The following is a 24,093-nucleotide window of genomic DNA, read 5'->3' on the forward strand; positions in this document are numbered from 1 at the left end:
CCGCGTTCCCGGAATGAACCGGGCGGGCATGCCAGGCCGTTGGGACTTAGCGGCGGGCAGAGGGGCGATAGCCCGTTCCGCTGGGGCGCGGCGCGGGGTTGGCGTCCTTGTGGCGGAAATTGATGCGGCCCTTGGTCAAATCGTAGGGCGACATTTCCAGCGTTACGCGATCGCCCGCCAGGATGCGGATGCGGTGCTTGCGCAGGCGGCCGGACGCATAGGCGCCGACTTCAACGCCGTTGTCCAGCGTGACGCGGTAGCGCGCGTCGGGCAGCACTTCGTCGACGATGCCGTCGAGTTCAATCAGTTCTTCTTTCGCCATGGAAGTCTCCAGAAAAGGTAAACCGTCGCGCCATGCCGCCGCGCGGCAACGGGCACGCGGCCGGGACGGCCGGTCGGTCGCGTCCGGGGACGCGAATGATGGAAAGGCGAGGACGCTGGCCGTCAGGGCGGCGAACCCGTCAAAACGGGTGCTTGGTCGCGGTCAGCCCATGCGGCGGGACCGGAAGAAGCGGGTGAGAGCGGCAGAACCGCCGGAATGCCGCGGAAATCGCGAAAGGCGATGTCCGTGCTATGGAAATACGTCACGCGATAAAGTTTAGTTCATTTTTACCCTGGTGTAAACCCGAATGTCGAGAAATCGGCGTGTGGCAGCCGGCGAGCAGCGGCTTCGGCGGCGTGCAATATGCCCGCGCGGCGCGCAAGGTCTTTATTTGCGGTGCTCCGGAATACGGGAGTATCCTGCGGCCTCGCCAACGGCGGCGCCATCCTGCCACGTCCGGCGTCATGTCCGATCGCGCGACAAAATCGAGAGACAACCTTCTTATAACGAGTCTAGGCATGTGGATTCTTCTATTGCTGCCGTTCATCGGCTTGCTATGGGTGCCGTTCTATAACCAGGCCCTGCCCGAGCTGTTCGGTTTCCCTTTCTTCTATTGGTATCAGCTCCTGTGGGTGCCGATCACCGCGTTCCTGACGTGGATCGTCTACCGCAGCCAGCGTAAAGAAGGGGACGAATAATGGACGGCCATATCAATTGGACCGCCCTGGGCGTGTTCATTTTCTTTTTCGTGCTGGTGACCGTCATGGGCTTCGCGGCGTCGCGCTGGCAGCGCGGCGAGACGACGGCGCATCTGGATGAATGGGGCCTGGGCGGACGCCGCTTCGGTACCTGGATCACCTGGTTCCTGGTCGGCGGCGACTTCTATACCGCGTACACCGTCATTGCCGTGCCCGCGCTGGTCTACGCCGTGGGCGCCTACGGGTTTTTCGCGCTGCCGTACACCATTCTTGTCTATCCCATCGTATTCGCCATCATGCCGCGGCTGTGGCGGGTGGCGCAGAAGGCCGGACACGTCACCTCGGCCGATGTCGTCTATGCGCGCTTCCAGTCGCGCCCCCTGGAGCTGGCCATCGCCGTCACCGGCGTGCTGGCGACGATGCCCTACATCGCGCTGCAGCTGGTCGGCATGGAAGTGGTCATCAAGGCGCTGGGCCTGACCGGCGAACTGCCCCTGGCTGCCGCCTTCGTGATCCTGGCCCTGTATACCTATTCCGCCGGCCTGCGGGCGCCCGCGCTGATCGCCTTCGTCAAGGACCTGATGATCTATATCGTCGTCCTGGTGGCCATTGTGCTGGTGCCGGCCAAGCTGGGCGGTTACGCCGCGGTGTTCTCCTCCGCCGGCGCGGCGTTCGCCGCGAAAGGCGGTGCCACGGGACTGACGCTGAAGGCATCGCAATTTCTTCCGTATGCGACGCTGGCGCTGGGGTCCGCCCTCGCGGCCTTCATGTACCCGCACACCTTGACCGGTATCTTCGCCGCCAAGAGCGCCGACACCATCCGCAAGAACGCGATCTTCCTGCCGGCCTATACGCTGCTGCTGGGCCTGATCGCCATGCTGGGATACATGGCCTACGCCGCCAACCTGCATCCGCAGACGCCCAATGACGTGGTGCCGGCGCTGTTCAATTCGCTGTTCCCCAGCTGGTTCGCGGGCTTTGCCTTCGCCGCCATCGCCATCGGTGCCCTGGTGCCCGCGGCCGTGATGTCGATCGGCGCGGCCAACCTGTTCACGCGCAACTTCTGGAAGGCCTATGTGAACCCGTCGGTGACGCCGGCGGGCGAAGCCAAGGTGGCCAAGATCGTTTCGCTCGTCGTCAAGGTGGGCGCGCTGGTCTTCATCCTGTTCGTGCCCACGCAGTTCGCGCTGGACCTGCAACTGCTGGGCGGCGTGTGGATCCTGCAGACTTTCCCCGCCGTGGTGTTCGGGCTGTTCTTCGGCTGGTTCCGCGGCGGTCCGCTGCTGCTGGGCTGGCTCGTGGGCCTGGCCACCGGCACCACGCTGGCGTACATGGACGGCATCAAGCCCGTGCACGCCTTCGTGGTGGGTGGCGACACCTATGGCATCTATACCGGCCTGGCGGCTCTGGCCGTGAACATCATCGTCGCGGTCGTCGCGCAGCTTGTGATGGGCATGGTGTCAGGCCCGCAGGGCGCGCGCCGGAGCGCCTGACCGATCGCCCGACTTGACGCGCTCGCGGATTTTATCGACCTTGCTATCGATCATGCTCCACAGCAATGCGGCCAGCAGCAGCGATAGCAGCACATTCAGGGTCGAGATCGCCAGCGCGTCGGTCAGGCCGATCCAGCCGGCGGCCTGATGCACCAGCAGGATCGCCACGGAATGCGAGATATAGATCGGGTAGCTGAGCTGCCCGATTTTTTTATCCAGGCGATGGCGTGCCTGATGGATAAAGGTCAGCGGCAGGATGCCGGCGAAAGCCGCCAGTGCCAGCGCGTCGCGCAGGTTGTGGTTGATCGGCACGGAAAAGTGGAACAGCGTGTAGATGACGAATAGGCCGGTGGCCAGTTCCGGCAGGTAGCGGAAGCGCTCGCTCAGCCGCTGCCACATCGGCAGCAGCAGCCGGTGCGACAGCGCGCCGGACAGGAACAACGCCAGTTCCAGCGGGAAGAAACGGTAGGTCCATGGGTCCGACTGCGCCACGCCGGCGAGCAGCAGTACCGCGCGCAATGCCAGCGATGCCACGAACAGCAGCACGACGCGGCGCATCGAGCGCAGGACGAACGGGGCGATGAGATAGAAGCTGAGTTCCACGCCCAGCGTCCACGCCTGCGGCACGAGCAGGCCCTGGTACAGCGGCACGTCGCTGTCGGCGTAGCTGCCGGTCAGGACCAGCGAGCCACCCTTGATGCCGAAGAACATCAGCCAGTCCTGGCCGACGATGAATAGATTGGACAGCATCAGGAACAGGTCCGCGCTGTTGGGGCTGCGCCGATAGACATCGAGGAATTCGGGATTGGCAACCCAATTCAATGCCAGGGCCACCGCCGCGACGGCGAGATAGGTCGGAAACAGCCGCAGCAGGCGGTTCTCGTAAAAGCGCCCCGTGCTGCGATAGGCCTCGTTGGTGTTCAGGATATAGGAAATCAGGAACCCCGAGATTACATAGAACAGCTGCACCGCAAGCCGTCCTCCCACCAGCATATTGCCGCCATTGAAAGGGGAATGGTCCAGTACCACCGATAGCGCGAATAACGTCCTGAGCAAACCCATGGGCGACCTCCCGTGCCCCTACACACGCCCCGATTCTGCGCGTCCGCCGCAGGGTCGCGCGTCATCCATAAGCAGCGCAGTTGTCCCATATGCTTTGGGCGCAACGGAGGCGCATGCGGCATCGCGCCATGCTCATGCGTAAGTCCGCGTAGTGGCGGCGGAATGTCGTGGATAGGGCGTTTTTAGCGGCCGAAGCCGCGGAGAAATCGCTTGTGCGCGTGTCGGGCCGCCACGCGCGAGATGCGCGGGCCGCTCCTGCGGCCGGACTAATTCGGCCGCAATGCAGCAACGGCTTTCTTTTCATTTTGATGACGAACACACACGCCGTCACTAAATCCTGGCTGAATGTCTCATGACATGGTCATGAGCCTGTCATCGGCTCTGCCCAGACTACTCGCATCTTCCGAATGCGAGATCCATGCGATGAGTTATGCAATCGATGTGCGCGACGTCAGCAAGTCCTTCCGCGCCGGCCAGAAAGCCCTGGACGGAGTCAGCCTGCAGGTGCGCGACGGTGAGATGGTGGCCTTGCTGGGCGCGTCCGGTTCCGGCAAGTCCACGCTGTTGCGTCACCTGGCCGGGTTCGTCGCGGCCGATGGCGGCGCCGGCGAGATCCGCGTCAACGGCGACCTGATCCAGCGCAACGGCCGCATCAGCCGCGACGTGCGGCGCGCGCGTGCCCGCATCGGCTTCGTCTTCCAGCAATTCAACCTGGTGGGCCGCCTGCCGGTCATTACCAACGTGCTGGCCGGCATGCTGCCGCGCGTGCCGCTGTATCGCAGCCTGCTGCGCTGGTTCCTGCGCGGCGAGATCCAGGTGGGCCTGGACGCCCTGGCGCAGGTCGGCATCGAAAGCCACGCCTTTCAGCGTGCGTCCAATTTGTCCGGCGGCCAGCAGCAGCGCGCGGCCATCGCGCGTACCCTGGTGCAGAACGCCCGTACCATCCTGGCCGACGAACCGATCGCCTCGCTGGACCCCGAATCGTCGCGCCGCGTGATGGATACGCTGGCGCAAATCAATCGCACGCGCGGCGTCGCCGTCGTGGTGTCGCTGCATCAGGTCGATGTGGCCATGCGTTATTGCCCGCGTGTCGTTGCCCTGCGCCATGGCAAGGTCGTCTACGACGGCCCCTCATCCAAATTGACCGCCGAAATGCTGCAGGACCTGTATGGCGCCGAGCTGGGCGAATTGATGCCCGCGGCGGCGCCGGCCGCCGCCGATGCACCGCAGTCCCCGATGGGCCGTCCGCAGCTGGCGGCGGCCTGATTTCTGTTTTCACTTTCCACCGCAAGACACGGAGTTACCCTCATGCTTCGCAGAACTTTTTGCGCCCTCATCGCCACGGCGGCCATTTCCGCGCCGGCGTTCGCCCAGGACGTGAAGACCTTGAACTTCGGCATTATCTCGACGGAATCGTCGAGCAATCTGCGCAGCGCATGGCAGCCCGTCATCGACGATCTGAGCAAGGTCCTCGGTGTCCCGGTCCAGCCTTTTTTCGCATCCGACTATGCCGGCATCATCGAGGGCATGCGCTTTAACAAAGTGCAGATGGCATGGTATGGCAACCTGTCCGCCATCGAAGCCGTGGACCGCTCGCAGGGCGAAGTTTTCGCCCACGTGATCGATAAGGACGGCAATCCCGGCTACTGGTCGGTGCTGGTGACGGCCAAGGACGGCAAGGTCAAGTCGCTGGACGATGTGCTGAAGAACGGCAAGACGCTGAGCTACGGCGCGGGCGATCCCAATTCGACCTCCGGCACCGCCGTTCCCGGGTACTACCTGTGGGGCGCCAACAAGATCGATCCCAAGTCCTTCTTCAAGAACTTCCGCATCGCCAACCACGAAACCAATCTGCTGTCGGCGATGAATGGCCAGGTCGATGTGGCCATCACCAATACGGAAGCCCTGGAGCGCTACAAGGTCAACACCGGCAAATCGCCGGAAGACAAGATCAGTATCCTCTGGAAGTCGCCCTTGATCCCGGCCGATCCGCTGGTGTGGCGCGCCGACCTGCCCGCGGCCCTGAAACAGAAGATCCAGGGGTTCTTCGTGAATTACGGACAGAAGGGTCCCGACGCGGCGCAGGAGCTCGAAAAGCTGAAGAAGCTGGGCTACAAGGGCTTCGTCGTTTCCGACAATACGCAGCTGCTGCCGATCCGCCAGATCAACCTGGCCGGCCAGCGCGCCAAGGTCGAAAGCGATACGACCCTGAGCGCGCAAGCCAAGCAGCAGAAGCTGGCGGAAATCGACGGCAAGCTGGCCGACCTGGCCGAGCAGGCCGCCTCCGTCAAGTCGCAGCAGTAAGCGACGTCGCAGCGAACAGGTAAAGAGATCCCATGAGTGCCACCTTGTCTCCGGCGCGGCCCGCGCCTCAATCGCCCAGGGGCTCGCTGCCCACCATGCTGGCATGGGCGATCATCATCGCCCTGCTGGCCGCGTCGTGGCAGGGGGCCGACATGCGCCCGCTGGACCTGTTCCGCGATTCCGGGAACATGTCGCAGTTCCTGCAGGATTTCTTTCCGCCGAACTTCCGCGATTGGCGCATGTATCTGGAAGAGATGCTGGTCACCGTGCAGATCGCCATCTGGGGTACTTTCCTGGCGGTAGTGCTGGCGGTGCCCATGAGCCTGCTGTGCTCTTCCAACATCGTGCCGGCGTGGGTGCACCAGCCCGTGCGCCGGCTGATGGACGCCTGCCGCGCCATCAACGAGATGGTGTTCGCCATGCTGTTCATCGTGGCCGTGGGCCTGGGGCCGTTCGCCGGGGTGCTGGCCCTGTGGGTACACACCCTGGGCGTGCTGGCCAAGCTGTTCTCCGAGGCGGTGGAGGCCATCGATCCGCGGCCGGTCGAAGGCGTGCGGGCCACCGGCGCGGGCGCAATCGAAGAGATCGTCTTCGGTGTCATCCCGCAGGTCCTGCCGTTGTGGATTTCCTATTCCTTGTACCGCTTCGAATCCAACGTGCGCTCGGCGTCGGTGGTGGGCATCGTGGGCGCGGGCGGCATCGGGATGGTGTTGTGGGAAATCATCCGCAGCTTCCAGTACGGCCAGACCTGCGCGGTGATGATCATCATCATCCTGTTCGTGACCGCCATCGACGTGCTGTCCTCGCGCATCCGAAAAATCTTTATCTGATGGCCGCCATCATGTCCGAAGCCCTGACCCTGTCGCGCGTCGAAAGCCTGTTTTCGGGCTACGGCAGCGCCTATTACGGCCGCGAGGCCGTCACCCAGACCGAACACGCGCTGCAATGCGCGGCGCTGGCCGAACAGGCCGGCGAGTCGACGGCCACCATCGTCGCCAGCCTGCTGCACGACATCGGCCACCTGCTGATGGCCGAAAGCGCGCTGGAGGACAAGCGCCATCAGGACATCGGCGCGCGCGCGCTGCTGGGCCTGGTCGGCGAAAGCGTGGTCGCGCCCGTGCGGCTGCATGTACCCGCCAAGCGCTATCTGTGCGCCGTGGACGCGGGCTACTGGGACACGCTGTCCCAGGCTTCGAAGGATACGCTGGTGCTGCAGGGCGGCCCCTTCACGCCGGAAGAAGCCCAGGCCTTCGAACGCCTGCCGTATTTCGCCGAAGCCGTGCGCCTGCGCAAGTACGACGACCTGGCCAAGGTGGCGGGGGCGGCCACGCCCCCGCTGCGGCATTACCTGGATCTGCTGGAAACCGTCGCCGCCTGAGGCCGCGGCCCGGTCAGTTCATTTTGATGTTCAGCGACGTGATGATGCCGTGCCACTTCTCGGTATCGTCGCGTACCTGCTGCTGGAACTTCTGCTGGGTCCAGGTATCGACCGCCAGTCCTTGCTCCAGCATCTTCTTCTGCGTATCCGGGTCTTTCAGCGCCTGATTGATCGCGTCGTGCAGCTTGGCGACGACGGCCGGCGGCGTGCCGGCACGCACGAAAACCCCGTACCAGGGCTCGTAGTCGAATCCCTTGACGCCGGCTTCCTGCATCGTCGGCAGGTCCGGCAGCGAGGCCGCGCGCCGGGCACCGGAGGTGGCCAGCGGCCGGACCTGGCCGCTGCGGATATAGGGCAGCACCGCCGGGATGGTCAGCAGCATGGCTTCGATGCGGCCGGAGATCAAATCCGTGATGGCGGGGCCCGATCCCTTGTAGGGTATGTGGGTCAGCTTCAGGTCCTCCTTGGATTGCAGCCACGCCATGGGCAGATGTCCCGCGCTGCCGACGCCGCCCGAGCCGTAGTTGACCGCGCCGGGATGGGCGCGGGCGTAGTCGAGGAATTCCTTGATGTTGTGGACCGGCATGGAGTTGGTTACCACCAGCACATTGGGCGTCTGGCCTACGTAGGCGACCGGCGTGATGTCCTTCTGCGGCTGGTAGCTCAAGTGCGGATACAGCGTCGCGTTGAAAGCGAAGCCGATGTGTTCCAGCATGATCGTGTAGCCGTCGGGATTCGATCGCGCCAGCATGGTGCCGGCAATCGTCCCGCCCGCGCCGCCACGGTTATCGGCCACGACGGTCTGCCCCAGGATGCGGCCGAGCCTGTCGCCCAGGATACGGCCGATGATGTCGGTCGTGCCGCCGGGCGCGTAGGGGATCAGCAAGGTCAGCGGCTTGGCGGGCCAGTCATCCTGCGCGCGTGCCGGCGCAGGCACTGCCAGCGCGGCGCACACCGTTGCCGCCAGGGCGGCCAGCCATCCACGCGAGACGCCGGGACGGCGCGTCCTCATGCCGGGCGACGAGGCTGTCGCCCCTTTATGCCGCCGGGCCGGCCGCCAGGCCGAGAAAAAAACCGTTGCCGCGCGGTCCGGTGTCGCCTCGCCGCCCTTCTTATGGTTGTCCTGCATCGCTGCCTCCGTTGATGCGCGTTGTCTCCGTGCGGTTCCGCTGTTGCGGCGGAACGCCGTACTGCGCCGCGGCTGCCCGCGAGGGCAGGCCGCGTCTCCTGTGGTACGCGCGGGGGGCGCGCGTCGTTTGTTATGGTTGTCGTAACTACAACTACTATTTTGCGGATTGTGATACGCGAATGCGTGGCGCGTCAATCGGGCAAAAACACATAGTCATATCGGGGCCGGGTTTGCCGCAGCGCAATAATCGCGGAGCGACCGTTGCAGCTGGGGGATTATCGTAGTAGTGTACGCAACAACCATTATTCGGGTGCGTATTCCGTTGCGCGTTCCCGGTATTTCCCTGGCGAGGTCGCATGAGCAAAATTCGCAAGGTCACGCTGCGCCGCCTGCGGTTGCCGCTGTCCACCCCGTACCGGCTGTCATACCGAACCTTCACGGAGTTCGAGCCCTATCTGGTGCAGTTGGAGGACGACGGCGGGCGGCGGGCCTTCGCCGACGGCCACGTATCGCCGGGTTCCAGCAGCGAAACGCGGGAAGGGGCATGGGCCTTCTGCCTGGAGCAGCTGGCGGCGCTGCCGGGGCGCGATACCGCGGATGCCAAGGCCGGGCTGCTGGCGCGCTTCCAGGACAGCAAAGTCGCGGTCACTGCCATGGTCTGCGCCATCGAGGCATTGGAGGGCTCGCCCTTCCTGGACGTGGCGCGAGACACCGTGCTGCCCCTGCTGGTACCCGTCAGCGCGCTGGAGCCCGCCGCCATCGCCGAGGAAATCGACCGGCGCATCGCCGCCGGCTTCAAGGTGTTCAAGGTCAAGGTCGGCAAGGACGTCGCCGCCGATCTGGATCGCGTCCGCGCCATCCAGCGCGCGGCGGACGGGCGCGCCAGCCTGCGCCTGGATGCCAATCGCGCCTATAGCCGGACCGATGCCGTGGCCTTCGTCGGCCAGCTGGACCCCGCGGGAATCGATTTGTTCGAACAGCCGTGCGACGCGGATGACTGGGATGCCAATGCCGCCGTGGCGCGGGCCAGCCCCGTGCCGCTGATGCTGGACGAGCCGATCTGCGCGCTGGCGGATATCGATCGTGCCGCCACCCTGAGCAACGTCGGCTACTGCAAGCTCAAGCTCAAGCGCTTCGGCAGCCTGGAACGGCTGGCGGAAGGCCTGGACCGCGTGCGCGGCAACGGCATGCGCCCGGTGCTGGGCGACGGCCTGGGCAGTGAGATCCACAACTGGATGGAAGCCTGCGTGGCACGCACCACCATCGACAACGCCGGCGAGTTCAACGGCTTCCTGAAGCACCCGGACAAGCTGTTTCGCCAACCTTTGGGCTTCGAGCGCGGCGCCGTCGTCATGCCGGCCGGCTATCGCCCCGAACTGGACCCGGCCGCCATCGACAGGCTGACGGTGGAAAGGCGCGACTTTTCCGCCTGATCGGCACCGCGCATCAACAGGAGGAGAACCCCATGCCCCATGAAGAATCCCTGGCGGAACTGGATCGGCGGCGCGCAGCCGCGCGCGCCATGGGCGGCGAGGACAAGCTGGCCCGGCGGCGGGCCAGCGGCGACCTGAATGCGCAGGAGCGCCTGGAGCAACTGGTGGACGCGGACAGCTTCATCGAGCTGGGTGTACTGGCCGCGTCGGCGCGCTTCGAGCTGGACGCCGCCGAGACGCCGCGCGACGGCAAGCTGGTGGGTTTCGGCCGCATCGATGGCCGTGACGTCGGCGTGGTGGTGAACGATTTCACGACCAAGGGGGCCTCCACCAGCGCGACCAATTCCCGCAAGATGGGTTATGTGCGCAAGGCCTGCACCGAGCGCGGCATGCCTTTCGTGCACGTGGGCGAATCCACCGGCGCGCGCCTGCCCGATGCCATGGGCTCGCGCGGGATGGGCGCGCTGCTGGGCAACGACACCACGCAGTTTCGCCGCATGCGCGAAACCCCCTGGGTTTCCGCCGCCCTGAATACATCGTTCGGATCGTCGGCCTGGCTATGCTGCTGCGCGGACTTCTCCGTGATGAAGAAGGGTTCGATCATGTCGGTATCCAGCCCGCGGCTGGTATCGATGGCGATCGGCGAGAAGGTCGATCTGGAGGAACTCGGCGGCTGGCGGCTGCACGCGGAACAAACCGGGCTGATCGATTACTTCGTCGACACCGATGAAGAGGCCATGCGCGCCATCCGCCGCTTTCTTTCGTATATGCCTTCGCACAACGGCCAACTGCCGCCGGTGGCCGAGGTGACGGAAGGATCGGGGGAAGGGCAGGAGCGCATCCTGGAGATCCTGCCGGAGAAGCGCACGCAGGTCTACAACATGAAGAAGATCCTGGAGATCATCTTCGACCGCGATAGCCTGCTGGAAATCAAGGCACGCTTCGGCAAGCCGCTGGTGGCCGCGCTGGGCCGGCTGCAGGGCCAGGTGGTGGGCATTATCGCCAACAACCCGATGTCGGGCGGCGGCGCCCTTTCGGCGGAAGCCTGCCGCAAGGCGGTGGACTTCACCGTGATGTGCGACAGCTTCAATATCCCGTTGATCCGCTTCATGGATACGCCGGGTTTCGTGGTGGGGCTGGACGCCGAACGGCGCGGCGCGCCGGGCCACATCATGAACTTCATGAACGCCACCTGCCTGACCACGGTGCCGCAGATCACCGTGCTGTGCCGCAAGGCCTATGGCCGCGCCTATGTCGCCATGGGTGGCGGCGCCCATAACGATGTCATGGTGGCCTGGCCCACCGCCGAGGTCAGCTTCATGGACCCGGTGTTCGCCACCAATATCGTGCACAACAAGACGCCGTCGGACGAGGGATTCGCGGAGGCCCTGGCGGATATCCAGAAAGACCTGGAAGTCTGGGACATGGCACGGATCTTCTCCGCGCAGGACGTTATCAAGCCGCAGGAAACGCGCGCATTCCTGATCCGCATGCTGGACGTACACCGGCGCCGCCGTGCGGGCGGAATCGGCGAACACCTGATGCGCACCTGGCCCACCAGTTACTGAGGCCGCCTCCAGGGGGAAAGCACTATGACGGAACGCAATCCGGCGCGGGACATCATCGTCCGCGCGCGCGAGGAACATCGCCAGGCCCTGAGCGAGGCCGACGGCAAGGCATTGCTGGCGGCATTCGGTATCGCCGTCCCGCGCGCCGTGGTGGCCCGCGATGCGGACGACGCGGCCGCGCGGGCGGCCGGGCTGACGGGCCCTTTCGTGACGAAGGTGGTGTCGCCCGATATCCTGCACAAGTCCGATGCGGGCGGCGTCGCGCTGAACCTGGCCGATGCCGCCGCGGTGGGCGCGGCCGTACGCGCGATGGCCGTCCGGCCGACGATCGCCGCCGCGCGGGTGGACGGCTGGCTGGTGGAGGAAATGGCGCCGCGCGGCATCGAGGTGGCGGTAGGGGCGGTGCGCGATCCGCAGTTCGGCCCGCTGATCATGGTGGGCCTGGGCGGCATTTTCGTCGAAGTATTGAAGGACGTGGCGTTTCGCATTTGTCCCATTACGGAGGCCGATGCGTGGGCGATGCTGGACGAGCTGCGCGGGGCCGCTTTGTTGCGTGGCGCGCGAGGCCAGGACCCGGTGGACCGGCACGCGCTGGTACGCGCGCTGATGGCGGTGGGTGGCAAGGGTGGGTTGCTGGAAGCGCTGGGCGATGACCTTGCCGAACTGGACATCAATCCGCTGATCGCTTCGCCGGCCGGCGTGCGCGCGGTGGATGCGCGATTCGTACTGACGCCGCCAGCGGAAGCGAGCCCCGCCGACAAGGCATCCGCCGTATCGCCATCGAGCGGCGCCGCCGTGCCGCGCGGCGGCGAAGATATCCTTGCCTATTACCGGCCGCTGTTCCGTCCGCGCACGGTTGCCGTGTTGGGCGCTTCGACGCGCAGCGTGGCGATCGCCAATACATTCATCCGCCGCCTGAAAGCCTACGGCTATAACGGCGCGATCTATCCCATTCATCCCACCGCGGCCGAAGTGGAGGGCTTGCCCGCCTATCCCAGCCTGGCCGAAACGCCGCAACCCGTAGACTATGCCTACGTCGCGATCGGCGCGGCGCAGATCCCCGACGTGCTGGGCGCGGCGGCGGGACGCTGCCGATTCGCGCAGGTGATTTCTTCCGGCTTCGGCGAAACCGAGGAAGGCCGCGAGACGCAGCAGGCGTTGGTCGAAGGGGCGCGCGCGGGCGGCGTGCGCGTGCTGGGGCCGAATTGCCTGGGCACGTATTCTCCACGCGGCGGGCTGACGTTTCCCGCCGATGCTCCCAAGGAAGCGGGTACCATCGGCATCGTGTCGCAGTCGGGCGGGTTGTCCACCGATATCATCAAGCGCGGTCAATGGCGCGGGCTGCGCTTCAGCGGACTGGTGACCATCGGCAATAGCGCCGATATCGCGCCGCATGATTTGCTCGAATACTTTCTGTACGACCCCGATACCAAGGCGGTGGGCCTGTACCTGGAAGATATCAAGGACGGCCGGGCGTTCTTCGAGCTGCTGCGCAATGCGCCAGTGGCCAAGCCGGTCGTGATCCTGAAGGGCGGCACGACGAGCCTGGGGCGGCTGGCGGCCAGCTCGCATACGGGCGCGCTGGGCGGACACGAACGTGCCTGGGACGCGCTGGCCGCCCAGACGCCGGTGGCGCTGGTGCAGACGGTCGACGAGTTCATCAATGCCTTGTTGGCCCTGCAACACCTGACGCCGCGCCCGCAACGGCCGACGCGCGTCGTGACCTTGTTCGGCAACGGCGGCGGGTCCAGCGTGCTGGGTGCGGACAGTTTCGCCCGCGAAGGACTGGCGGTCGCGCCTTTCGGCAAGGCGGCGCGCGAGGCGCTGGAGGCACTGGGTTTTCCGCCGGGGACGAGCGTGCTGAATCCCATCGATACGCCGGTGCGGTCCTTGCAGGAGAAGGACGGCTGGGTGGCGGGCGAGATCCTGGACCTGGTCTACGAACACGCGCGGCCCGATGCGGTGGCCATGCATTTGAACCTGGCAGCCTTCGTGGGCCGGGGGTCGGTGGATCCGATCGGCAATCTGCTGGCGGTGGTGGAACAGACGCAGCGCAAGTGGGCGGGACAGGCGCATTTCCTGCTCGCCTTGCGGGGCGACGGGTCGCCCGAGCTGGACGATAGCAAACGAGCGTATCGGGAAAGGGCGCGGGCGGTGGGTGTGCCGGTGTATGACGAAATTCCGGATCTGGCGAAGGCGTTGGCGGTGGTGGCCGTTCTGGAGGATCGGTTGGCGGCCTGGCAGGCGGCGGCGCATCAGCGGTAGGGATTTGGCGGTTGCGGGGTGGCTTGTGGGTGCCGTGCGGTGATCGGTGCTGTTCGTGGGTGGCTTGCTGGTGCCGTGCGCTGATCGATGCTGTTCGTGAGTGGTTTGCTAGTGCCGTCCGTCGGGGGTGGTGCCTGTCGGGGCCAGCCCGGAGGAGCCGGTCCGGCGCCTTCGCACCGGACTCCCGCGTTGTCATCCTCGTACGGCGGCCGAAGTGGCGGTGGTTTTCTTGCGGGTTTTTTGCCCGGCCGTCCTCCCTTCGGATTCCCTCGCGCGGCTCCAACGGGCTGGCCCCGACAGGCACCACCCCCGACGGACTCCGATTTGCCCTTAATCACGAGCGCTGCGACGAGCTGGTTTCTCGCGCTTCGTGGGTGGGGGATGTCGCCGCTGAAGGATCTTGCGGTGCACGTCGCATCGAGGCCGCCCAGCGCGGCCCCGATGCGCCTACTCGGTGGTTGACTGCGACGGGCTGCATGCGGATGGCTGTGGGAATGGCGGCGATGGTGGAATGCGACGTGCTGGGGGCTGCAGACGAGAAATCCTGACATCGCGCAGGCTCTGGATGCCGCGGATACCCCGGAATCCGGACAGTCCCGTACGCCGTATAGGGGGCCATGTCGCGGCTTGATCGCCATGCCGCGTTTCGTTGACTATCTCGGCTCGTTCACCATATCGCGTATGGTTGACCATCGCAGCTCGCAGGCCATCTAGCCCAAGGCACATGCGGATGCGTGCATGCAACGGCATCCACTCCAGATGCAAGGCCGTCGCACGAAAGCCCCCGCGGCATAACGCACCGTGTAGGCGATCGCTGGCCGCGCTGGGCGGCCGGCGATCGACGTGCGCCGCAAAATCTTCCACCGGCAGCAACCGCCACCCACGAAGCGCAAGAACCCAGCTCGTCGCAGCGACCGTAATTAAGGCAAACCGGAGTCCGGCGGGGGTGATGCCTGTCGGGGCCAGCCCGTTGGAGCCGCGCGAGGGAATCCGTAGGAAGGACGGCCGGGCAAAAAAAAACGCAAGAACCCCACCGCCACTTCGGCCGCCGTACGAGGATGACAACGCGGGAGTCCGGCGCGAAGGCGCCGGACCGGCTCCTCCGGGCTGGCCCCGACAGGCATCACCCCCGCCGGACGGCACTAGCAAGCCACCCGCCAACAGCCCCGATCACCGCACAGAACAAAGCAACACACCTGCCGAAGGAAAAAACGAAACCGCCAGCCCTAAACGATCCCTGTATTCTTCTTGAACGAAGCCACCTGCTCCGGCGTGAAACTCGGCAGCCGAAGATCCCGCAGATAAGGACCGAACGCCTCGTCTATCTGGTCCCCGAACCGCGAAAAAATCTCCGCCATGTAGTAATCATGGCGAATCAACGACAGCGCCATCGTCACAATCGGCATGTTCTTGGAATGCGCCGCGATCACATCCCCCTCGACATTGGCCGTCAGCATCTCCCGATAGTCGACCGCCAGCGTGAACAGATTGTCCGCCGTCCCCATTCGCACACCGTTGTTCTCGTGGATATACACGCGGCACTTATCGGTATACCGGAACTCCTCGGCATTGTTCCCGAACAGCACGATCAGCAAGCGCACCCCACGCGTCACCGCCGCCTCGCGCAGACGATCCGCATGTCGGCGCAGCACGTGATCGGCGGCCTTGATCCACACCGTCGCCGTGCTCCGCTCGATCAGCATGTCGATATGTTCGTGCACCGCCGCGTCGCCGCGCAGCGTCCAGACGTACTGGTCCTCGGTGCGCGGCGTGACCGCCTCCAGGCGCTCGGTCAGGCCGGCGCACAGCGAACGCGTCTGTCGCGCGATTGCGTCCAGCAGCTCGCGCGGGCGCGCGGCGACATAGCAGGTCGGGTTCTCTCGCACCGGCAGCACGGCGCCGCGGCGCGCCAGGCTGTCCAGCGCGCTATAGGTATTGGGCCGCGGCACGCCGGCCTGCTTGGAAATCTCGTAGGCCGTCGACGGCGGCATGCCCAGCAGCTGGACATAAACCTTGGCTTCGTATTCCGTGAAGCCCAGTTTCTTCAAATCGCCGGAAATGTTGTCCGTGGACGCATCGTCCTTGGCCACATGCTTGACGCTCATCGGGGTACCCCGTCGGAAACCGTGCGAGTTTAGCAGAGGGCCTGGCGATGCGACTCCACAAAACCGGTATGAACGTCGCCGGCCGCGAACGCCGGATGTTCCAGGCAGGCGATCAGGAAATCGCGATTGTGGCGTATCCCTTCGACCTCGAACCGCCGCAGGGCCTCGGCGGCGCGGCGGCGCGCGGTGTCGCGGTCTTCGCCGTGCGCGATCAGCTTGGCGATCATCGGATCGTAGAAAGGCGTGATCTCATCTCCTTCCCGGTAGCCGCTGTCCACGCGGATGCCCGGCATGCCGGCAGGTGGGCGGAACACGGTCAGGCGGCCCGGCGAGGGCATGAACATGCGCTTGGGGTCCTCGGCATAGAGCCGGCATTCGATGGCATGGCCCTGCGCGGCGATGGCATCCTGGGATAGTGCGGGCAGGCTGTCGCGCGCCAGGTCGATCTGCATTGCCACCAGATCGCGTCCGGTGATCATCTCGGTCACCGGGTGTTCCACCTGGATGCGGGTATTCATCTCCAGGAAGTAGAACTCGAAGGATCCCGCGTCGACGATGAATTCGACCGTGCCGGCGCCCTGGTAGCGCGTGGCGCGGCACAGGTCGACCGCGGCCTGGGCCATCCTGGCGCGCGTGGCGGAGGGCAGGCCGGGCGCCGGGCTTTCCTCGATGATTTTCTGGTAGCGGCGCTGCAGGGAACAGTCGCGTTCGTACAGGTGGATGGCGTTGCCGTCGCCGAAGCCGAAGACCTGGATCTCGACGTGGCGCGCCAGCGGGATATAGCGTTCCAGGAAAACCGCGCCGTTGCCGAAGGCCTTGGCCGCCATGGATTGGCTGGCTTCGACGACGGCCTGCAAGTCCTCGGGGCGGTCGACGCGGCGCATGCCGATGCCGCCGCCCCCGGCCACGGCTTTCACCAGCAGGGGATAGCCGACGCGCGCGGCGCTTTCGGCGATGCCGTCCAGTGCGCCCGTCTCGTAGCGGTCGCTGCCGGGTACCACCGGCACGCCGGCGGCGATGGCCAGTTCGCGGGCGCGCTGCTTATCGCCCATGTCGCGGATGCTGTCCGGGCGCGGTCCGACCCAGGTCAGGCCCGCCGCCAGCACGGCCTGGGCGAAGGCGGCGTTTTCGGAAAGAAAGCCGTAGCCGGGATGGATGGCCTGGGCACCGGTGTCGGCGGCGGCCTGGAGGATCGCTTCCGGACGTAGATAGCTTTCGCTGGCGCGCGACGGACCGATCGCGCGTGCCTGGTCGGCCATGGCGACGTGGGCGGCCTGGGCGTCCGCTTCCGAATAGACGGCGACGGTTTCGATATCCAGGGCGCGGCAGCTGCGCATGACGCGGCAGGCGATTTCGCCGCGGTTGGCGACCAGCAGGCGGTTCAGGGACGCCATGGCGGCCTCACACCGACAGGCGAGCGACGACGCTGCCTTCGGACACGGTTTGCTCCGGCTGGACCAGGATCTCGGCGATGGTGCCGGCTTCCGGTGCCACGACGGGGATTTCCATTTTCATGGATTCCAGAATCAGGATCGGTTCGTCCTCTTCCACGGTATCGCCCGGCTTGCGCAGGATTTTCCAGACATTGCCGGTGATCTCGGTCTTGACGTCTACGGTACTCATGCCGTGTTCCTCCATATGGCCCGATGGTGGCGCGCGCTGCGCCAACGGGCATCGATACGACGATGCGGCCGCGAGCGGGCGTGGCTGGATCCAGAATAGGGGATATTGGTAGTTGTTGCAACAACAACGTTAATGGCGTTGACGAATCGTTGGTGCGGCGCGCGCCGGGGCGGCTTATGCAGGGATCGGAATGCAGGCAGACGGACACCACAGGGAATCGAACATCCGATCCGTCATCGCACGCAGGTTATGTCGTCATGATCACGTCTTCCTTCCCCATTGCGCACGCCCCGCGGCCACCCGGCAGCGATACGCCTTCCCCGCATTTGCCCGGATCCGGGCCGGCGGCGCCGCAAGACGGGGCGACGGGACACGCGGCGGGCGCGGCGGCAGCGTTCGAGCGGGCGGTGCCGAACGACCCGTTGTATCCCTTCCAGTGGCATCTGAACAATACCGGCCGGCGCGTTTTCGCGGATACGGCGCCCAAGGCCGGCGTAGACCTGAACCTGGGCACGCTGCACCAGGAGGGCATAACGGGCAAGGACGTCGTGGTCGCGATACACGAGCCTGGCCGTATCGACCCGGATCACGAAGACCTGGCGCCCAATCTGCTGGTGCGCGCGCCCCTGGACCGGACCGGCCTGCGCGATCGCGATATTGCCCATGCCACCGCCACGGCGGGCATCATCGGGGCGTTGGAAGGCAACGGCAAGGGCGGCGGCAGCATCGCGCCAGAGGCCAAACTGCTGGACATGCAGGCACCCGGCGCACGCGATGTGCCCCGGCCCGTGCTGCATAACATCAGCGGGGGAAACTCGCCGGTCATCTTCGCGCCGTATTCGGCGTCCGAGTATCCGGATGCGGATCTGGATGGAAACACTGGCGAATTGTTCATCAAGTCCGCGGGCAACGAATTCGAAAGCGCCGACAAGATAGGCATCGGCGCGGAAACCTGCCGTGCGGCGACCGGCGGCACGGGCATCGGTTGCCTGACCGCCACGGCGGACACGATGAACGCCATGGCCCGCGTCGTGACGGTGGGGGCGGTGAACGCGGACGGCATCAAGTCCTCCTATTCCAATACGGGTTCGGCGCTCTGGGTATCCGGCCTGGGGGGCGAGTTCGGCCTGGAAAAGGCCCTCGTGGCGCAGTCCCATGCGCAGTCGGGCACGTCTTCGGTGGACGATACGCATTTGTATGCGCCCGCCATCGTGACGACGGACGCCTCCGGCCTGGCGCAGGGATTGAACCGCGACGAGCCGGGCCTGCCGCGCTACAACGCGCTCGACAGCGGCAGTCTGTCCAGCGTCGATGCCAGCGGCGATTACACCGCCCGTGCCAATGGGACGTCGGCCGCCGCGCCCACCGTGACGGGCGTCGCGGCGCTGATGCTGCAAGCCAACCCGGCGCTGACCTGGCGCGATATCAAGTACATCCTCGCCACGACCGCACGCAAGATCGATCCCGACCGTCCGGACATCGTCCGGCAGGGGCTGGTACTGGACGACGGCTGGGTCAGGAATGCCGCGGGCCGCTCCTTCAGCAACTGGTACGGCTTCGGTCTGGTCGACGCCACGGCTGCCGTGCACGCGGCCCGGCGCCACACGCCCCTGGGCCCGCTGCGCAACACGGGCTGGGTCGCAATGAGCGGCGACGCGGTCCCCATCGGCGCCTGCGATGCGCCGGGGACCGGCGCGCCGATCGCGGTGAAAGACGACATAAAGATCGAAACGGTACAGCTGCGGTTGCGCACCACGCACAAGGATCCCAACCGACTGCATATCGCGCTCATATCGCCGTCCGGCACCCGCAGCATCATTCTGCCGGCGGGCACGCTCGTCATGCTGGCGGGCGACACCTTCTCCATCGACCTGGCCGCTTCGAACGCCTTCCTGGACGAGTCCGCGCGCGGCACCTGGACATTGCAGGTCACCGACGCGGCGAGTCCGGCGTCCTCCGCGGACGCGCCAGGCACCATCGTGTCCTGGGATCTTCGCGTGCTGGGGCATTGATGCGCAAGGCGGCTACCGCGGACGAGACCTTCGCTGTCCGGCGAGGTCTTCCCATCGTCAGGGTTTGCATGCGCATGGGCATGCACGGCCTGCTGTGCATCGGCGGCCTGGCCGGCGCGGCCGGCCTGTTCGTCCACGACTACGCGGGGCGCACGGACAGCACGATTTTGCCGAAGAATCCGCCGGCCTCCATCCAGGCGTGGGCCTGGGCTGCCTGCTCCAGCGGGAACACTTTCTCGACGATGGGCGCGGCGCGTCCGTCGGCGATGCAGGGCAGCGCGCGCGCAGCGAACTCCCTGACGATGTCGGCTTTCTCCGTCGCCGGGCGCGAACGCAGGACGCTGCCGATAATCTGCTGACGCTTGACCATCATCAGCGCAAGGTTCAGTTCCGCCTTGATGCCCGACATGACGCCGATGACGACCAAACGTCCGCCGGCCGCCAGCGAATTCATATTCGGCGCGAGATAGCGCGCGCCGATATGATCGAGGATGACGTCCACGCCCTTCTTCGCGGTCAGTGTCCTGACCTCGGCCGCGAAGTCCGGCGTGGCGCGATAGTCGATGACGTGGTGCGCGCCCAACGCCCTCAGGCGGTCCTCCTTGCCCGGCGACGCCGTGACGATCAGGCGCGCGTCGGGCACCAGGGCGCGGCACAGCCTGAGGGCCGCGGTGTTCACGCCGCCGCCTCCGCCATGCAGCAGCGCGGTCTGGCCGTCGCGCAGGCCGCCCAGCATGAAGACGTTCAGATAGGCGGTGATGTAGGTTTCGCAGACGCAGGCGGCTGTCTCGAAGTCCATGCCGTCGGGAATGGGAAGCAGCAGCTCGGCGCGCGCCCGGGCGTATTCCGCGTACCCGCCGCCGCCGACCAGCGTCATCACGCGGTCCCCCGGCCGCCAGCCTTGCACGCCCTCGGCCACGGCGTGGATCACGCCGGCCACTTCCAGGCCCAGGATGTCCGATTCGCCGGGCGGTGGCGGGTAATTGCCCTCGCGCTGGACGATGTCCGGGCGGTTGACCGAGGTGGCGTGCACGCGCACCAGTACCTCGCCGGGACCGGGTTCCGGCAGGGGCGCATCGCCGTGGTACAGCACGCTGGCCGGACCGGGTTCGCGCATCAGGATGGCTTTCATGGCGGTGTCCGGCCGGCTACGCGGCGAGGGCATCGTGCTCTTCGTGGGGCACGGTGGCCGCGCCCTTGATTTGCGTGCGATGCATGATGCGGCTGACGGCGGGATCGAAGGCGTCGCGGCGGTGCAGGGTGCAGCGGTTGTCCCAGAGGATCAGGTCGTACGGTTGCCATTGCTGGCGGAAAGTGAATTCCTGCTGCGTGGCGTGGGCCCAAAGCTGGTCCAGCAGTTCATTGCTTTCGTCCAGCGGCAATCCGACGATATAGCTGTTGCGGCGACGGCCCAGGTACAGCGCGGCGCGGCCGGTTTCCGGATGACGCACCACCAGCGGGTGGCGGGCACCCGGCGCCTCGCGCGGGTCAGTCACTTCCTTCATGCCCTTGCGCATCATGCCGGCGCTGTTGTAGGTGGCGTCATGGATGGCGCGGCGCCCGGAAATGGCTTTCCTGAGCGTGGCGGGCAGTGTCTCGTAGGCCAGGTACATATTGGCCCAGAAGGTATCGCCGCCGCTGGGCGGTACGTCCAGCGCGTGCAGCAGCGCGGCCATCGGCGGCGTGTCGATGTAGGTCATGTCGCAGTGCCAGACGGCTTCGCCGTCCCCAAGGTTGCCGATGGGTACGCCGTCTTTCTTCACGTTGGAAATCACGTTGATTTCGGGAAATTCCGTCAGGAAAGGTTTGCCGTAAGGGTTCGGTCCGGGAGGATCGAGCTCGCCGAATACCCGGCTGAAGGCCAGCAGTTCCGGATCGCTCAGCAGTTGGCCGCGAAAGCGCAGGACCAGGTGCTCGCTCCAGGCGCGCTTCAGCGCCGCGACGTCATCGGCGGCGAGCGGCGCGCGCAGATCCAGACCGGAAATTTCCGCGCCGAGGGCCGACGCGAGGGGAGTAACGGTGATCGACATGATGTTGGCCTGTGCATGCTAGAGGTTATGTCCCTTCCCGGATGGCGCGGGCCCGCGGGGCACGGCTGGGAGGGTGGGCGAGGCCAATATAGCAATCGTGGGTAATGCGGTAAATGATATATATAAGGCATACCGTTATACTGAATATGTATCCCCATTGCCGCACGCCGCACGCCGCACGCCGCGGGCCCGCCGGGCGTGCGGAATGCGGGCAACGACCGCCGGCATGTGAAGCCCGTGCCGGCGATTGCCTATCCGCGCATCCATCCATGCAAAAGAAAAAAACCCTACAGCGCCGCCATATCGAAGCCATCGTCGCCGTCGGCGATGGGCGGTCGGTGCATCGCGCCGCTCGTGAGCTGGGCGTACCGCAACCGGTGTTGTCGCGCTTGTTGGCCGAGGCCGAGACGCTGGTCGGCGCGCGCCTGTTCGAGCGGTCCAGCCATGGCAGCGTGCCGACGGCGCAGGGCCGCCTGATCCTGCCACGCGCCCGTTTCGCGCTGCGCACGATGGAGCGCCTGAACGACCTGACGACGGGCGATGCGCCGCCGATCCGGCTGGGGTGTATCCCGCGCGCCATGCACACGCTGCTGCCGCATTTGCTGGAACGCGTCTATCCGGATGGCGGGCAGGCGCCATTGGACAAGACGGGGACGGGCGGCGCGGTGGTAGCGGCCGGCGCCGATGGCGATGCGAAGGCACAAGGGCGGACGCCGGGAGGCGGCACGGGAACGGATGGGGCGGGCATGCGTTTCGAGGTGCGCGAAGGCAACTCCGTCGCGCTGTTCAACAGCCTCGCCGCGGGCGACCTGGACTTCGCCATCCTGCGCGGCAATGTGGCGGACCCTGGCGACGAATGGGTCATCGAGCGATTGTTCGACGAGCGCACCGTTATCTACTGTGCCGCGGGCCACCCCGATATTCCCTCGGGGCAGGTGTCCCTGTCGCGGCTGGCGGCGATGGGCTGGACCTTGCCCGAGCCGGGAACGACATCGCGCGGCGCATTCGATGCGTTCTGGGCCGAACACGGCCTGCCGCCTATCAAGCCCCTGATGGAAACCCGCTCGTTCGAAGCCAATCTGGCCCTGGTCGCCGCGTCGCGGCTGGTGTCCATCGCGCCTGAATCCATCGTGCGCCGCCATGTCGGCTTTGGCGTGCTGCGCATCGTCAAGGTCAGGCGCGCGCTGCCCATCAATCCCGTCATGCTGGCGTTTCACCGGATGTCGCTGGAGGATCCTTTACTCGGGCGGTTTCATGCCTATGTGCGGGACGCGGCGCGGGCGCGTTGATACCTGGTCGCGGGCAGGCCATCGCGCGGCCGGGTCGATATGCGGGCCCGCCCGCTACGACCCGGGCGGCTTCCGGGGCACGCTCATGCGTGCCGGCGGCGGGCGATCTCCAGCACGCGATCCGCCGCTTGTTCCGGAGCGCCGTTGTTGTCCACGGTAAGCAATTCGCAACCGGCCGGCACGTCGAATGCCGCCGTCGCGCGCGCCAGCCTTTCCTCGATGGCCTGCGTGTTCTCGCGGCCGCGGCTGGACAGGCGCTGCTTCAGCGTGCGCGCATCGACGGCGATCTCCACCGCGCACAGGCCCGGGTAACGGGCCCAGGCGCGCGGCAAATGCGCGCGCGATCCATTCACCAGCACCGTTACCCCGGCTGCCATCCAGGCGTCGATCTCCACGCCTACGCCGTAAGCCAGCCCGTGGCTGCGCCACGAGAGAGCGAAGCAACCCAGTTGTTCGCGCCGGACAAATTCGTCTTCGCTCAGCGCCACCGAGGCCTCGTCGACGCCGCTGGGCCGGGTGATATACCGATGCGCAACCAGGATGCGGTCCCGCGGCGTGCTCATGCCGCGCACATGGCGCAGCAGCGTGTCCTTGCCGCTGCCCGACGCGCCCATGATGTAGACGAGCGAGGGTGCGGGCGCATTCATGGTGCATCGTCGTCCATATAGCGGGCGCCGGCCGCGTCGCGCACGGTTCCGTCGAAGCCGTAGTGGCGCGCGACGATGAACGGATCGTCGGGGCGCGGCTGGACGTACACGGTGATTGCCTCGACGGGCATGGCGCCGTCCAGTGCACGGCCGGCGCGCGCGCGCAGCAGTTCCTCGGCATGGTCGAGTTCCGTGGCGCCGAGGTTGCCGGTCAGCGTGATATGAAAGGTGTAGGTATCGAAGACGTAGGGGTAGCCCCATTCGGCCAGCATGCGCTGCTGGGGCAGCGTTAACTGCTCCGGCCGGCGGCGCGCGATTTCAGCCGGGGTGGACGGTGCGCGATAGGGGTCCAGGTCGCGTACCACCCGGTCCGCCAGGGCGCGGACGCGCGCGTGTGTGCCGGCGTCGTCGGGCAGGCACCAGGCCAGGAACCCGCGCAGGGCGCGCAGGGTCAGCGCGATGTGGAAGGGCTTTTGCATGCGGGCGAGCGCGCGGACCGCCTCGTCCAGTCCCGTCGCCGTCGTGCCCGGGCGCAGGCGGAAGGGCGGCTTCAGCGTCGCGTGCAGGCCGTAGTGCCGAGGCGCGTCGGTCCAGGCGTCCAGCCGGGGATCCTCTTCTCGCGCGCGCGGCAGGCGCTGCCCGCTTTCTTCATCCCGACCCAGCCAGGCGCGGCCGAATTCGCGCCAGGCGCCGGCCGGCGCCAGATAGACGGCGTAGCGATAAGCAAGCGGCATG

At 66.3% G+C, this 24,093-nt stretch carries 21 protein-coding genes; 11 read left to right on the forward strand and 10 right to left on the reverse strand.

Annotation, left to right across the window (positions count from 1 at the left end):
- Nucleotides 1-46 precede the first annotated feature (46 nt).
- A complete protein-coding gene (gene infA / locus CAL28_RS05245; RefSeq protein WP_094840293.1) occupies nucleotides 47-322 on the reverse strand; it encodes a translation initiation factor IF-1 in 276 nt (91 codons plus the stop codon).
- Between the two features lie 518 nt (nucleotides 323-840).
- On the opposite strand from infA, the gene CAL28_RS05250 reads away from it, so the two are divergent.
- Both CAL28_RS05250 and mctP read left to right on the forward strand, forming a co-directional pair.
- The gene (locus tag CAL28_RS05250) at nucleotides 841-1,020 is read left to right on the forward strand and encodes a DUF3311 domain-containing protein (protein WP_094840294.1); all 180 of its coding nucleotides are present in this window, start codon (nucleotides 841-843) and stop codon (nucleotides 1,018-1,020) included.
- Nucleotides 1,020-2,513, forward strand: coding sequence for a monocarboxylate uptake permease MctP (gene mctP, locus CAL28_RS05255; protein ID WP_094840295.1), 1,494 nt, complete (start codon nucleotides 1,020-1,022; stop codon nucleotides 2,511-2,513). Before CAL28_RS05250 ends, mctP begins: the two co-directional genes overlap by 1 nt.
- Here the strand turns inward: mctP and CAL28_RS05260 are convergent.
- Entirely contained in the window at nucleotides 2,481-3,575 is a 1,095-nt protein-coding gene (locus CAL28_RS05260; protein WP_094840296.1) for an acyltransferase family protein, read from the reverse strand. The two genes, mctP and CAL28_RS05260, sit on opposite strands and share 33 nt — an antisense overlap.
- Before the next feature lie 423 nt (nucleotides 3,576-3,998).
- Here CAL28_RS05260 and phnC point away from each other — a divergent pair, with 423 nt between their 5' ends.
- The 4 genes from phnC to CAL28_RS05280 are packed head-to-tail and all read left to right on the forward strand — an operon-like array spanning nucleotide 3,999 to nucleotide 7,257.
- The gene (gene phnC, locus CAL28_RS05265) at nucleotides 3,999-4,841 is read left to right on the forward strand and encodes a phosphonate ABC transporter ATP-binding protein (RefSeq protein WP_094840297.1); all 843 of its coding nucleotides are present in this window, start codon (nucleotides 3,999-4,001) and stop codon (nucleotides 4,839-4,841) included.
- A 42-nt stretch (nucleotides 4,842-4,883) separates the two neighbouring features.
- Nucleotides 4,884-5,879, forward strand: a complete 996-nt coding sequence (phnD, locus tag CAL28_RS05270; protein WP_094840298.1) for a phosphonate ABC transporter substrate-binding protein — start codon at nucleotides 4,884-4,886, stop codon at nucleotides 5,877-5,879.
- A gap of 32 nt (nucleotides 5,880-5,911) precedes the next feature.
- Nucleotides 5,912-6,709: a phosphonate ABC transporter, permease protein PhnE gene (gene phnE / locus CAL28_RS05275; protein WP_094840299.1), complete on the forward strand. Its 798-nt coding sequence runs from the start codon at nucleotides 5,912-5,914 to the stop codon at nucleotides 6,707-6,709.
- 11 nt (nucleotides 6,710-6,720) lie between these two features.
- A complete protein-coding gene (locus CAL28_RS05280; protein ID WP_094840653.1) occupies nucleotides 6,721-7,257 on the forward strand; it encodes a phosphonate degradation HD-domain oxygenase in 537 nt (178 codons plus the stop codon).
- 13 nt (nucleotides 7,258-7,270) lie between these two features.
- Here CAL28_RS05280 and CAL28_RS05285 read toward each other — a convergent pair whose 3' ends face one another.
- Nucleotides 7,271-8,386 carry a Bug family tripartite tricarboxylate transporter substrate binding protein gene (locus tag CAL28_RS05285; RefSeq protein WP_094840300.1) on the reverse strand — a complete coding sequence of 372 codons (1,116 nt, stop codon included), beginning with the start codon at nucleotides 8,384-8,386 and terminating at the stop codon, nucleotides 7,271-7,273.
- Nucleotides 8,387-8,742: 356 nt separating this feature from the next.
- Between CAL28_RS05285 and CAL28_RS05290 the strand changes: the two genes are divergently transcribed.
- The 3 genes from CAL28_RS05290 to CAL28_RS05300 are packed head-to-tail and all read left to right on the forward strand — an operon-like array spanning nucleotide 8,743 to nucleotide 13,652.
- Nucleotides 8,743-9,819 carry a mandelate racemase/muconate lactonizing enzyme family protein gene (locus CAL28_RS05290; protein ID WP_094840301.1) on the forward strand — a complete coding sequence of 359 codons (1,077 nt, stop codon included), beginning with the start codon at nucleotides 8,743-8,745 and terminating at the stop codon, nucleotides 9,817-9,819.
- A 32-nt stretch (nucleotides 9,820-9,851) separates the two neighbouring features.
- The gene (locus tag CAL28_RS05295; RefSeq protein ID WP_094840302.1) at nucleotides 9,852-11,387 is read left to right on the forward strand and encodes an acyl-CoA carboxylase subunit beta; all 1,536 of its coding nucleotides are present in this window, start codon (nucleotides 9,852-9,854) and stop codon (nucleotides 11,385-11,387) included.
- Between the two features lie 24 nt (nucleotides 11,388-11,411).
- Entirely contained in the window at nucleotides 11,412-13,652 is a 2,241-nt protein-coding gene (locus tag CAL28_RS05300) for an acetate--CoA ligase family protein (RefSeq protein ID WP_094840303.1), read from the forward strand.
- Between the two features lie 1,226 nt (nucleotides 13,653-14,878).
- Here the strand turns inward: CAL28_RS05300 and CAL28_RS05305 are convergent.
- The 3 genes from CAL28_RS05305 to CAL28_RS05315 are packed head-to-tail and all read right to left on the reverse strand — an operon-like array spanning nucleotide 14,879 to nucleotide 17,380.
- Complete coding sequence (locus CAL28_RS05305; RefSeq protein WP_094840304.1) at nucleotides 14,879-15,757, reverse strand: TrmB family transcriptional regulator; 879 nt, start codon at nucleotides 15,755-15,757, stop codon at nucleotides 14,879-14,881.
- 29 nt (nucleotides 15,758-15,786) lie between these two features.
- Nucleotides 15,787-17,151, reverse strand: a complete 1,365-nt coding sequence (locus tag CAL28_RS05310) for an acetyl-CoA carboxylase biotin carboxylase subunit (protein ID WP_217906531.1) — start codon at nucleotides 17,149-17,151, stop codon at nucleotides 15,787-15,789.
- A gap of 7 nt (nucleotides 17,152-17,158) precedes the next feature.
- Nucleotides 17,159-17,380 carry an acetyl-CoA carboxylase biotin carboxyl carrier protein subunit gene (locus CAL28_RS05315; RefSeq protein WP_094840305.1) on the reverse strand — a complete coding sequence of 74 codons (222 nt, stop codon included), beginning with the start codon at nucleotides 17,378-17,380 and terminating at the stop codon, nucleotides 17,159-17,161.
- Nucleotides 17,381-17,637: 257 nt separating this feature from the next.
- Between CAL28_RS05315 and CAL28_RS05320 the strand changes: the two genes are divergently transcribed.
- Nucleotides 17,638-19,392, forward strand: coding sequence for a S8 family serine peptidase (locus CAL28_RS05320; RefSeq protein WP_176463882.1), 1,755 nt, complete (start codon nucleotides 17,638-17,640; stop codon nucleotides 19,390-19,392).
- Between the two features lie 139 nt (nucleotides 19,393-19,531).
- Here the strand turns inward: CAL28_RS05320 and CAL28_RS05325 are convergent, their stop codons facing one another.
- Together CAL28_RS05325 and CAL28_RS05330 are read right to left on the reverse strand one after the other, a co-directional pair.
- Complete coding sequence (locus tag CAL28_RS05325; protein ID WP_094840655.1) at nucleotides 19,532-20,524, reverse strand: NAD(P)H-quinone oxidoreductase; 993 nt, start codon at nucleotides 20,522-20,524, stop codon at nucleotides 19,532-19,534.
- A 16-nt stretch (nucleotides 20,525-20,540) separates the two neighbouring features.
- Nucleotides 20,541-21,422: a TauD/TfdA dioxygenase family protein gene (locus CAL28_RS05330; RefSeq protein WP_094840307.1), complete on the reverse strand. Its 882-nt coding sequence runs from the start codon at nucleotides 21,420-21,422 to the stop codon at nucleotides 20,541-20,543.
- Nucleotides 21,423-21,691: 269 nt separating this feature from the next.
- On the opposite strand from CAL28_RS05330, the gene CAL28_RS05335 reads away from it, so the two are divergent.
- Nucleotides 21,692-22,711, forward strand: a complete 1,020-nt coding sequence (locus CAL28_RS05335) for a LysR family transcriptional regulator (RefSeq protein ID WP_176463883.1) — start codon at nucleotides 21,692-21,694, stop codon at nucleotides 22,709-22,711.
- Between the two features lie 83 nt (nucleotides 22,712-22,794).
- Here CAL28_RS05335 and phnN read toward each other — a convergent pair whose 3' ends face one another.
- Both phnN and CAL28_RS05345 read right to left on the reverse strand, forming a co-directional pair.
- On the reverse strand, nucleotides 22,795-23,358 hold the full coding sequence (gene phnN, locus CAL28_RS05340) for a phosphonate metabolism protein/1,5-bisphosphokinase (PRPP-forming) PhnN (RefSeq protein WP_094840309.1): 564 nt from the start codon (nucleotides 23,356-23,358) through the stop codon (nucleotides 22,795-22,797).
- Nucleotides 23,355-24,092 (reverse strand): DUF1045 domain-containing protein, encoded by a 738-nt coding sequence (locus tag CAL28_RS05345; RefSeq protein ID WP_094840310.1) that lies wholly within the window; start codon nucleotides 24,090-24,092, stop codon nucleotides 23,355-23,357. The genes phnN and CAL28_RS05345 overlap by 4 nt, the downstream gene beginning before the upstream one ends.
- Between the last annotated feature and the right edge of the window lies 1 nt (nucleotide 24,093).

Source organism: Bordetella genomosp. 11 (assembly GCF_002261215.1).
Classification (GTDB): Bacteria; Pseudomonadota; Gammaproteobacteria; order Burkholderiales; family Burkholderiaceae_B; genus Bordetella_C.

Bases quoted from the DNA above. Each gene is read 5' to 3' on its own strand.
- CAL28_RS05305 (WP_094840304.1), bottom strand. From the start codon at position 15,757: ATGAGCGTCAAGCATGTGGCCAAGGACGATGCGTCCACGGACAACATT.
- CAL28_RS05250 (WP_094840294.1), top strand. From the start codon at position 841: ATGTGGATTCTTCTATTGCTGCCGTTCATCGGCTTGCTATGGGTGCCG.
- phnN (WP_094840309.1), bottom strand. From the start codon at position 23,358: ATGAATGCGCCCGCACCCTCGCTCGTCTACATCATGGGCGCGTCGGGC.
- phnC (WP_094840297.1), top strand. From the start codon at position 3,999: ATGAGTTATGCAATCGATGTGCGCGACGTCAGCAAGTCCTTCCGCGCC.
- CAL28_RS05335 (WP_176463883.1), top strand. From the start codon at position 21,692: ATGCAAAAGAAAAAAACCCTACAGCGCCGCCATATCGAAGCCATCGTC.
- CAL28_RS05325 (WP_094840655.1), bottom strand. From the start codon at position 20,524: ATGAAAGCCATCCTGATGCGCGAACCCGGTCCGGCCAGCGTGCTGTAC.
- CAL28_RS05295 (WP_094840302.1), top strand. From the start codon at position 9,852: ATGCCCCATGAAGAATCCCTGGCGGAACTGGATCGGCGGCGCGCAGCC.
- CAL28_RS05315 (WP_094840305.1), bottom strand. From the start codon at position 17,380: ATGAGTACCGTAGACGTCAAGACCGAGATCACCGGCAATGTCTGGAAA.
- CAL28_RS05320 (WP_176463882.1), top strand. From the start codon at position 17,638: ATGATCACGTCTTCCTTCCCCATTGCGCACGCCCCGCGGCCACCCGGC.
- CAL28_RS05310 (WP_217906531.1), bottom strand. From the start codon at position 17,151: ATGGCGTCCCTGAACCGCCTGCTGGTCGCCAACCGCGGCGAAATCGCC.
- CAL28_RS05290 (WP_094840301.1), top strand. From the start codon at position 8,743: ATGAGCAAAATTCGCAAGGTCACGCTGCGCCGCCTGCGGTTGCCGCTG.
- CAL28_RS05330 (WP_094840307.1), bottom strand. From the start codon at position 21,422: ATGTCGATCACCGTTACTCCCCTCGCGTCGGCCCTCGGCGCGGAAATT.
- mctP (WP_094840295.1), top strand. From the start codon at position 1,020: ATGGACGGCCATATCAATTGGACCGCCCTGGGCGTGTTCATTTTCTTT.
- CAL28_RS05300 (WP_094840303.1), top strand. From the start codon at position 11,412: ATGACGGAACGCAATCCGGCGCGGGACATCATCGTCCGCGCGCGCGAG.
- CAL28_RS05345 (WP_094840310.1), bottom strand. From the start codon at position 24,092: ATGCCGCTTGCTTATCGCTACGCCGTCTATCTGGCGCCGGCCGGCGCC.
- CAL28_RS05285 (WP_094840300.1), bottom strand. From the start codon at position 8,386: ATGCAGGACAACCATAAGAAGGGCGGCGAGGCGACACCGGACCGCGCG.
- infA (WP_094840293.1), bottom strand. From the start codon at position 322: ATGGCGAAAGAAGAACTGATTGAACTCGACGGCATCGTCGACGAAGTG.
- CAL28_RS05280 (WP_094840653.1), top strand. From the start codon at position 6,721: ATGTCCGAAGCCCTGACCCTGTCGCGCGTCGAAAGCCTGTTTTCGGGC.
- phnD (WP_094840298.1), top strand. From the start codon at position 4,884: ATGCTTCGCAGAACTTTTTGCGCCCTCATCGCCACGGCGGCCATTTCC.
- CAL28_RS05260 (WP_094840296.1), bottom strand. From the start codon at position 3,575: ATGGGTTTGCTCAGGACGTTATTCGCGCTATCGGTGGTACTGGACCAT.
- phnE (WP_094840299.1), top strand. From the start codon at position 5,912: ATGAGTGCCACCTTGTCTCCGGCGCGGCCCGCGCCTCAATCGCCCAGG.